Below are 9,321 nucleotides of genomic sequence, written 5' to 3'. Positions count from 1 at the left end.
GGCGTTGGTGGGGGGGGGGGGGGGGGCCGCCCCCCCCCCCCCCCCCCGGCGGGTGTTGGTCAGCCGGTGTTCTGCACGCCCTGCGAAACGCCGTTCACGCACGCCACCAGCGCGCGCAGCAGATCGTCATCCTCGCGCCCGCTGGCCCGCCAGCGCTGCAGCAGGTCCACCTGCAGCACGCTGATCGGATCCACGTAGGGATTGCGCAGGCGGATCGACAGCGCCAGCCGCGCGTCGTGGTCCAGCAACGTCTGCTGGCCCATCAGCGCCAGCAGCCAGTGCCGGGTCAGCTCAAGCTCACGCTGCACCTGCGGGAAGAAGCGCCCGTGCAGGTCGCCGGACAACTGCGAGAACTGTTCGGCAATGGTGATATCGCCCTTCGACAGCACCATCGCGATGTCGTCCAGGAAGGTGCGGAAGAACGGCCAGTCACGCGCCATCGCGCGCAGCGTCTGTTCATGGCCGGCATCGACTGCGGCCTGCAGGCCGCTGCCCACGCCATACCAGCCGGGAATGACCGCACGCGCCTGGCTCCAGGCGAACACCCAGGGGATCGCGCGCAGGTTGCCCAGCGCCGCGTCCTGGCCCAGCCGGCGCGATGGCCGCGAGCCCAGCGTCATCCGCTCGATCACATCGATCGGCGTGGCCGTGCGGAAGTAGTCCATGAAACCGGGCTGCCCCACGAAGGCGCGATACACCTCGCTGCTGGCCGCAGACACCGCATCCATCACCGGCCGCCAGTCGTCCTCGCGCGGCTCGGGGGCACGTGGCCGCAGGCTGGCGCGCAGCACCGCGCCGGTGGCCTGTTCCAGCGAGCGCAGCGCCAGCGCGCGGATACCGTACTTGCGATGGATCACCTCGCCCTGCTCGGTCACCCGCAGGCGCCCATCGATGCTGCCGCGCGGCGATGCATCCACGGCGTGGGTGGTCTTGCCGCCACCACGGCTGATCGAACCACCACGGCCATGGAAGAACGTCAGGCGGATGCCAGCCTCGGCGGCCACCTCCAGCAGTTCCACCTGCGCACGCTGCAGGCCCCAGCGCGATGCCGCGATGCCGCCATCCTTGCTGCTGTCCGAGTAGCCGAGCATCACCATCTGCACGTCGTCGCGTGCACGCAGGTGCGCGCGGTACACCGGGTCGTCCAACAGGTCGCGCAGCGTGGCAGTGCCGCGCTTGAGGTCATCCACGGTTTCAAACAGCGGTGCGATGTCGAGCGGCACCGCGCCATCGGCATCGACCAGGCCACCCCGCCGCGCCAGCGCCAGCACCGCCAGCACGTCGCCGCGGTCATGCGCCATGGAAATGATGTAACTGCCCAGTGCGTCGCCGCCATGCCGCGCGCGCGCATCGGCCAGCGCCGCGAACACCGCATCCAGGCGCTGGTTGCCTTCGTCATGACTGCCGGGCAGTGCAGTTTCGCCACTGGCGTGCGGGCCCAGCAGACGCGCACGGCCCAGCGCATCCAGCGCCTGCCATGCGTCATCGCCGCCCAGCACCGCAGCCAGCGCACGGGCATGCACGCTCGATTCCTGGCGCACGTCCAGCCGCGCAAGGTGGAAGCCGAAGGTCTTCACCCGCCACAGCAGGCGCTGCACCGCGAAGCCACCGGCGTGTTCGCCACGGTTGGCGCGCAGGCTGTCGAGGATCAGCTGCAGATCCTCGATCAGTTCATCGGGACCGGCGTAGGCGCCTTCGCCATCATCCAGCGTGGCCTGCAGGCGCGCACGCATGCGGTCGTTGAGCAGGCGGTACGGCATGTCCGCATGGCGTGGCCGCGACTGCACCTGCGGCAGCAGCTGCTGGTAATGCACCACGCGTGCCTGCAGCGCATCACTGACGCCGACCCGTTCGGTGGACTGGCTGAGCAGGCTGGCCAGCTGCAGCAGTTCCTTCTGGTAGCGCCCCAGTACCGCCTGCCGCTGTGCATCCAGCGTATTGCGGATGGTATGGGCATCCACATTCGGATTGCCGTCCATGTCGCCGCCCACCCAGGTGCCGAACCGCAGCAGGCGCGGCAGCGGCAGTTCTTCGCCATAGGTATCGCGCAGCGCCTGCTGCAGCGATTCGTACAGCACCGGGATCACCCGGTACAGCACCTGCACCAGGTAGAAGCCAACGTGCTCGCGTTCGTCGTCGACCGTGGGCCGCACCGGCGAGGAATCGGTGGTCTGCCACGATGCCGTGAGTGCCATGCGGAAACGCGCGGCATCGGCAGCAGCCTCGCCCGGCGTGCGCTGGCCATCCAGGTTGTCCACCAGGCTGGCCACCATCAACTGTTCTTTTTCCAGCAGCGCGCGGCGCACCGCTTCGGTCGGGTGCGCGGTGAACACCGGTTCGATATCGATGCGCGGCAGCCACTGCGCCAGCTCGTCCAGGCCCACGCCCTGCGCTTTCAGGTGCTGCAGCGCATCCTGCAGGCCATCGGGCTGCGCAGCGGCAGTGCCCGCACGCTGGTAGTCGCGGCGGCGGCGGATGCGGTGCACGCGCTCGGCGATGTTGACCACCTGGAAGTACGTGCTGAACGCACGCACCATGGTTTCGGCCTGCTGCGGCGTGCGCCCGGCCAGGCCATCGGCCAGCTCGGACAGCGGCGCCTGGTTCTCGCGCCGCGCGATGGCGCGGGTGCGCACATCCTCGACATCATCGAGGAACGCGGCGGAAACCTGTTCGACCAGCAGGTCGCCGACCAGTGCACCAAGGCGGCGCACATCATCGCGAAGCGGAAGATCGGGGGAAGCGAATTCGATGCTGCTGCGGTACTCGTTCATCGGCGACGCACGAACCTCGGGGCATGATCCGTCGCCAAGCCTACCCCAGTTCGAAGCCGTTGCTGCGCTGCAGGAATGGTTTCATCTGCACGTATCCGGTGCAGATGCAGCCGAGCATGGGCTCGGCTCTACACGTGTAGCGCCCGAGCCCATGCTCGGGCGGCGGCGCAGCCGCACAGGCGGCCCCCGTTGCAGGGGCCGCCATCATCGCGCGCGGGTCAGCGCTTCTTCTTCGCCTTGCCCTGCTCGGCCGGGCCGATGGTCTGTTCCAGCCAGCGCTCGCTCTCGGCCAGCATGGTCATGATCGATTCGCGCGCGCGGTAGGCATGCGATTCGTTCGGCAGCATCACCAGCCGCGCGGTACCGCCCAGGCCCTTCACCGCGGCGAACATGCGCTCGCTCTGGATCGGGAACGTGCCGGAGTTGTTGTCGTCCACGCCGTGGATGAAGAGGATCGGATCCTTGATCTTGTCCGCGTAGTTGAACGGCGCCATCTTCTGGTAGACGTCCTGCGCCTGCCAGTAGTTGCGCTCCTCGGCCTGGAAACCGAACGGGGTGAGCGTGCGGTTATAGGCGCCGCTGCGGGCGATGCCGGCCTTGAACAGGCGGGTGTGCGCCAGCAGGTTGGCGGTCATGAATGCACCGTAGGAATGGCCACCGATGGCGATGTGCTCGCGGTCGGTCACGCCACGGCGCACCACTTCATCCACGGCGGCCTGTGCATTGGCCACCAGCTGCTCGATGTAGGTGTCGTTGGGTTCCTTGTCGCCCTCGCCGATGATCGGCATGGTCGGGCTGGCCAGCACCACGTAGCCCTTGGCCAGGAAGGCCTGCGGCCCCCAGTAGCTGATCGCGTTGAAGCGGTACGGCGAGTCGGTCACCTGGCTGGCGGCCGCAGCGCTCTTGAACTCACCCGGGTAGGCCCACATCAGCAGCGGCCGCGGGCCATCGCGCTTGGGGTCGTAACCCGGCGGCAGCAGCAGCGTTGCGGTCAGGTCCACGCCATCGGCACGCTTGTAGCGGATCTGCTCCTTCTGCACGCCCTTCAGCTGCGGCAGCGGGTGGGCGAAGTGGGTCAGCGCGCGCGGTGCGGCATCGGCCTGCGCCAGCGACTGCACGTAGAAGTTGCTCGGCGCGTCCGGGCTTTCGCGGGTCAGCAGCAGCGATTCGCCTTCCTGGTCCAGCAGCGCGACCGGTGCCGAATACACCGGCGCCTGCGAATGGAACAGGCGGGTGGCCTTGCGGCTTTCGATGTCGAAGCGGTCGACGAACGGACGATCGCCTTCCGGCGATGCACCCTGCCCGTACAGGAAGATGCTGCGGCCATCGGCGGTGGTCTGCAGGCGGCTGCGGCCGTTGACGTCGCGCACCACGCCGGCGCGGCCCGGATCGTTGTAGCGGTCCTGCGCATCGCGGTCCCACAGCAGCTGCGGCGACTGCGCCGCATCGTCCGGGGCGATCCGCCAGGTCTTGGTGTTGCGCGTCTTCCACCACGATTCACTGAGCAGGGCCAGGTCGCCACGGCCCCAGGTGATGCCGGCAAAGCGGCTGCCCAGCTGGGCCAGGGTCACCGGCGGCTTCTCGAACGGCGCAGCCTGCATGAACACCGCATCGCGCACCTTGGCGTCGCGGTTCGGGTCACCACCGTCCTGCGCTTCGGCCCAGACCAGGGTGGCCGGCGCATCGGCGCGCCAGCTGATGTCACGCACGCCGGTCACTTCGGCATCATTGCCGGTCGGCAGGCCCTCCACCAGCGGGCGCGAGGCCACGCTGTGGGCCAGCTGGCCGTTGCGGTCGAGCACTTCGATGCGGCGCGGGAAGCTGCCCACCGGCACCACGTACGAATACGGGCGCTGCACGCGCTGGCTGAGCAGGTAGTTGCCATCCGGCGACACGCTCAGGCCCAGGTAGATGCCCGCCATGCCAATGGCACGCGCCTGCCCGTCCAGGCTGACCTGCATCGGCTGGGCGTTGGCGTAGTAGTCGAACAGCTTCGCATCGGCCTGGTTCTTCAGCAGATCCTGGTAGGTGCGGATGGATACCACGCCGGTGCTCTTGCCGGTCTGCTGCACGGCCGGGCCGGTCGGGATGCCATCGGCAGGCGGCGGATCACCGGCATTGGCCAGGCGGGTCATCACGATCAGGCCGCGACTGTCGGGCAGCCACTGGTAACCGTCGCCGAACACCGTGTTGAGGTTGGCCTGCAGGCGGCGCGCACTGCCGTTGGCCACGTCCACCAGCCACAGCTCGTTGGCACCGCTGGCGGCGTCGACCTGGTTGAAGGCCAGCCACTTCTGGTCGGGCGACCAGGCCAGGCCTGCAATCGACAGCTGCGGCGGCAGGCCGCTGATCTGCAGTTCCTTGCCGTCGGTCACGTTCATCAGCCACAGCTTCTCGCCGAAGCTGAAGCGGCTGTCGGAGAACGTGCGCGGGTTGATGCGGATGCCGGCCAGCTTCAGTTCCGGCTGGGCCACCACCTGGATCGACGGCAGCGACGGCATCTGCATCAGCGCGGCCACGTCGCGGCGCGGCGACAGGAACAGGCTGGGCGCACGGGGCGCATCCACCACCGCCTGCAGCGCGGCCGACGGCAGTTCATAGCCGGACTCGCCCTTGGCCGCCGCCACTTGCGGGCTGTCGGCGGACCAGGCCTGCGGGACCACCGCCAGCAGGGCCATGGACAGGACCAGGCCGGTCCAGCGCCGGCTGCGGCGCGCGTGCTTGCTCATCGATCTTCCTGTTTTGGTTGCGTGAAGACCCTCGACCTTAACAGGCACCAACCCGCGCCCCATCTGCCGATGGTTGGGTCGCTCCGGTTCCGCCCCGGGGCCGCGATATACTGGGCGTTCTCCCCTGCCGAGGGGCGCTGCGACCGGAACCCATGAGGCCCGGCCAGGCTCGGTAAGGTGGCTTTGTAACAACGGCGCCCGGCTAGATGCGAGTACCCGCTCGCCCACAACCGGAGCTACTGCATGAACGCTGTTGCCAAGACCTTCTCCACCGAAGGTGACTACAAGATCCGCGACATCACCCTGGCCGACTGGGGTCGCAAGGAACTGGACATCGCCGAGCACGAGATGCCGGGCCTGATGTCGATCCGCCGCAAGCACGCCACCAGCCTGCCGCTGAAGGGCGTGCGCGTGACCGGCTCGCTGCACATGACCATCCAGACCGCGGTGCTGATCGAGACCCTGAAGGACATCGGCGCCGACGTGCGCTGGGCCTCCTGCAACATCTTCTCGACCCAGGACCACGCCGCTGCGGCCATCGCCGCCACCGGCACCCCGGTGTTCGCCTGGAAGGGCGAAACCCTGGAAGAGTACTGGGACTGCACCCTGGACGCGCTGACCTTCACCCTGGCCGACGGCACCCTGACCGGCCCGGAGCTGGTGGTGGACGACGGCGGTGACGTGACCCTGCTGATCCACAAGGGCTACGAGCTGGAAAACGGCAGCGACTGGGTCAACACCGCCTCCTCCTCGCACGAAGAACAGGTCATCAAGAACCTGCTCAAGCGCGTGGCCACCGAGCGCCCGGGTTACTGGGGCCGCGTGGTGAAGGACTGGAAGGGCGTCTCCGAAGAGACCACCACCGGCGTGCACCGCCTGTACCAGCTGGCCCAGGCCGGCACGCTGCTGATCCCGGCGATCAACGTCAACGACTCGGTCACCAAGAGCAAGTTCGACAACCTGTACGGCTGCCGCGAGTCGCTGGCCGATGGCCTGAAGCGCGCGATGGACGTGATGCTGGCCGGCAAGGTGGCCGTGGTCTGCGGTTACGGCGACGTGGGCAAGGGCTGCGCCGCGTCGCTGCGTGCCTACGGCGCGCGCGTCATCGTCACCGAGATCGACCCGATCTGCGCCCTGCAGGCGGCGATGGAAGGCTATGAAGTCAACACCATCGAATCGACCCTGGGCCGTGCCGACCTGTACGTCACCACCACTGGCAACAAGGACATCATCCGCATCGAGCACCTGAGCGCGATGAAGGACCAGGCCATCGTCTGCAACATCGGCCACTTTGACAACGAGATCCAGGTCGATGCGCTGGTGGCGTTCCCGGGCGTGCAGCACGTGAACATCAAGCCGCAGGTGGACAAGTACATCTTCCCGAACGGCAATGCGATCTTCCTGCTGGCCGAAGGCCGCCTGGTGAACCTGGGCTGCGCCACCGGCCACCCGAGCTTCGTCATGTCCAACTCGTTCGCCAACCAGACCCTGGCCCAGATCGACCTGTGGGCCAACAAGGACAGCTACGAGAAGAAGGTCTACCTGCTGCCCAAGCACCTGGACGAAGAAGTGGCCCGCCTGCACCTGGAAAAGATCGGCGTGAAGCTGACCACCCTGACCCAGGAACAGGCCGACTACATCGGCGTGCCGGTGGAAGGCCCGTTCAAGCCGGACCACTACCGCTACTGATGTCGTGCCCGGGGTCGGATCCCTTTCCGCAGGAAAGGGCTCTGACCCCAGCATCGGATGCACACGGAACGGGCGCCTTCGGGCGCCCGTTCTGCGTTCCGACCCCTCTGCCGAACCACGCGGTGGTCGTGGCGCTACATTCGCTGCCGATCATCCTGCAAGGCGCTTTGGCAATGCGCGGCGAAGTCGCGCTGCCAGGAAGCCAGATCGAATCCCTCGCGCTGCTGGAATGAAACGGTCTCGGCGCTGAGCGCATAGCAGCGATTCTGGCTCAGGCGCAGCGCCGCCATCGTGTCACCCGCCTCCCAACAGCGTTCGATGCAGGACTGCAGCAGGGCATAGTCCGGATTGGTCTTGGCGCCACCGAAAGCAAACCCCATCTGCTGGGCCATCGCCAGCACAGGATCGCCGGCCGCATCGGCTGCACGCAGGATGCGCAGTACACCGGGCTCGGGAATGCCGAATGCCCAGTTCGCCAGGACCGCCGCACGTGCCGACGCCACGGCCGCCGCGTGCTGCCCCAGGCGCATCTGCTGCCCTGCCAGCATCGCCCATGCCCGCTGCAGCTCGGGAAAGCGGCCGCAGGCATCTTCCAGCAGCACGATGGCTTCGGCCGGCGCAGCGGCCTGCACATGCCATTGCGCGCGCTCGACCAGGAGCAACGGCGAATCCGCATCTGCAACCTCGTGCTCGCGTGGATCGCGTTCTTCATCGTCACCGTCCCAGCCGCCACCGGCATCCAGCCATCGGGCGAAGGCATCCAGCGAAGAATGACTGAAGACCATGCGCCCTTCGTCATGGAACATCTCGCAGACCACCGGCGGCTCCGCTTCGCGCCCCAGCGGCCAGTACAGACCAAACTGGTCGCCATTCCCCAGCGCGCCTTCGGCGACCGGCCAGAAGCCCTGCGGCGGGTACGGCCCCGCGCACGGTCCGGCATCCAGGGTCAGGTCATGAAGGCATTGCGGAGCGCGCATGTTCGATGTCCAGGCAGTGACGACCGTCCATTATCACCGCGCTGCGCCTGGCAGGAGCCTCGGTCAAGGCAACCCGCCCCGCGCGCGCTACGATGCCCCCATGACTCCCGCCATCAATCTGCTCAAGCGCGAGAAAATCGCCCACACCGTGCGCAGCTACGTGCACGACGCACACGCCGAGTCCTACGGTGGCGAAGCCGTGGAGAAGCTGGGCCTGGACCCCGCGCAGGTGTTCAAGACGCTGCTGGCCAGCACCGAAACCCACGAACTGCTGGTGGCGATCGTGCCGGTGGCCGGGCAGCTGGACCTGAAGGCGCTGGCCGAAGCCGCAGGCTGCAAGAAGTGCGAGATGGCCGCGGCCGATGCCGCCCAGCGCGCCACCGGCTACCTGGTCGGTGGCATCAGTCCGCTCGGGCAGAAGAAGCGCCTGCGCAGCTTCCTCGATGCCAGCGCACAGGCCCTGCCGACGCTGCACGTCAGCGCCGGCCGCCGCGGCCTGGAAGTGGAACTGGCCCCGGCCGACCTGCTGCGGCTGACCGCAGGGCATTACGCGCCCATCGGGAAGGCCCGCTGATGTCCGCGGCCGATGCCCTGCTGCAGGATCTGCTAAGTGGTGATGCCACGCGTATCCATGCCTCGGCCTGCCGGGTCGCGGTGACGTTCGATCCCGGGCTGCTGGATGCACTGGCGCCGCATGCCGACCGCATCGAACGGGCCTGCGCCGGGGTCACGCTGGGCGGTGCGCTGCTGGCCAACCAGGTGCATCTGCAGTCTGCGCTGAAACGCCTGCGTTACTGGCAGGCGCAGGCCGGCTGCCTGTGCGCGCTCACGCCGAAGTATCTGTTCTTCGACCCGCGCAAGCTGATCGAACAGGGGCACATGCAGCTGCTCTCGGTGGGCGACGCCGAGGACGGCTGGGGCGAATGCCGCCACGTCGCCTGCACGCAGTGTGGCCAGCCCTGGGAAGCGACCGACCGCGAATACCATTACCCGTGGTGGGAGTGGAAAGCCGCCTGACGAAGGGGTCAGATCCCTTTCCACCGGAAAGGGCTCTGACCCCACCCAATGTTCGCCGCGATGCGGCGCGGGGGGGGGGGGGGGGGGGGGGGGGGCGCGGCCGGGGGGGCGGGGGGGGCGGGGGCCCAGACCCAGGGA

General features: G+C 68.1%; 6 protein-coding genes and 1 riboswitch. Of the genes, 3 read left to right on the top strand and 3 right to left on the bottom strand.

Annotation, left to right across the window (positions count from 1 at the left end):
- Positions 1-59 precede the first annotated feature (59 nt).
- The gene (ppc, locus tag IAE41_RS20660) at positions 60-2,771 is read right to left on the bottom strand and encodes a phosphoenolpyruvate carboxylase (RefSeq protein ID WP_200734394.1); all 2,712 of its coding nucleotides are present in this window, start codon (positions 2,769-2,771) and stop codon (positions 60-62) included.
- A 218-nt stretch (positions 2,772-2,989) separates the two neighbouring features.
- On the bottom strand, positions 2,990-5,500 hold the full coding sequence (locus tag IAE41_RS20655) for a prolyl oligopeptidase family serine peptidase (RefSeq protein ID WP_200734393.1): 2,511 nt from the start codon (positions 5,498-5,500) through the stop codon (positions 2,990-2,992).
- Between the two features lie 123 nt (positions 5,501-5,623).
- Positions 5,624-5,707, top strand: a riboswitch (S-adenosyl-L-homocysteine riboswitch).
- A gap of 36 nt (positions 5,708-5,743) precedes the next feature.
- Here IAE41_RS20655 and ahcY point away from each other — a divergent pair.
- The gene (ahcY, locus tag IAE41_RS20650) at positions 5,744-7,189 is read left to right on the top strand and encodes an adenosylhomocysteinase (RefSeq protein ID WP_200734392.1); all 1,446 of its coding nucleotides are present in this window, start codon (positions 5,744-5,746) and stop codon (positions 7,187-7,189) included.
- Between the two features lie 134 nt (positions 7,190-7,323).
- Here ahcY and IAE41_RS20645 read toward each other — a convergent pair whose 3' ends face one another.
- Positions 7,324-8,166, bottom strand: a complete 843-nt coding sequence (locus IAE41_RS20645; protein WP_200734391.1) for a hypothetical protein — start codon at positions 8,164-8,166, stop codon at positions 7,324-7,326.
- Positions 8,167-8,266: 100 nt separating this feature from the next.
- On the opposite strand from IAE41_RS20645, the gene ybaK reads away from it, so the two are divergent.
- The gene (ybaK, locus tag IAE41_RS20640; protein WP_200734390.1) at positions 8,267-8,740 is read left to right on the top strand and encodes a Cys-tRNA(Pro) deacylase; all 474 of its coding nucleotides are present in this window, start codon (positions 8,267-8,269) and stop codon (positions 8,738-8,740) included.
- On the top strand, positions 8,740-9,183 hold the full coding sequence (locus IAE41_RS20635) for a hypothetical protein (protein WP_200734389.1): 444 nt from the start codon (positions 8,740-8,742) through the stop codon (positions 9,181-9,183). Before ybaK ends, IAE41_RS20635 begins: the two co-directional genes overlap by 1 nt.
- The last annotated feature ends 138 nt before the right edge of the window (positions 9,184-9,321 follow it).

The organism is Stenotrophomonas sp. S39 (assembly GCF_016624665.1).
Lineage (GTDB): Bacteria > Pseudomonadota > Gammaproteobacteria > Xanthomonadales > Xanthomonadaceae > Stenotrophomonas.
The sequence above is the reverse complement of the archived record's forward strand: the minus strand, read 5'-3'. Positions and strand labels throughout refer to the sequence as shown.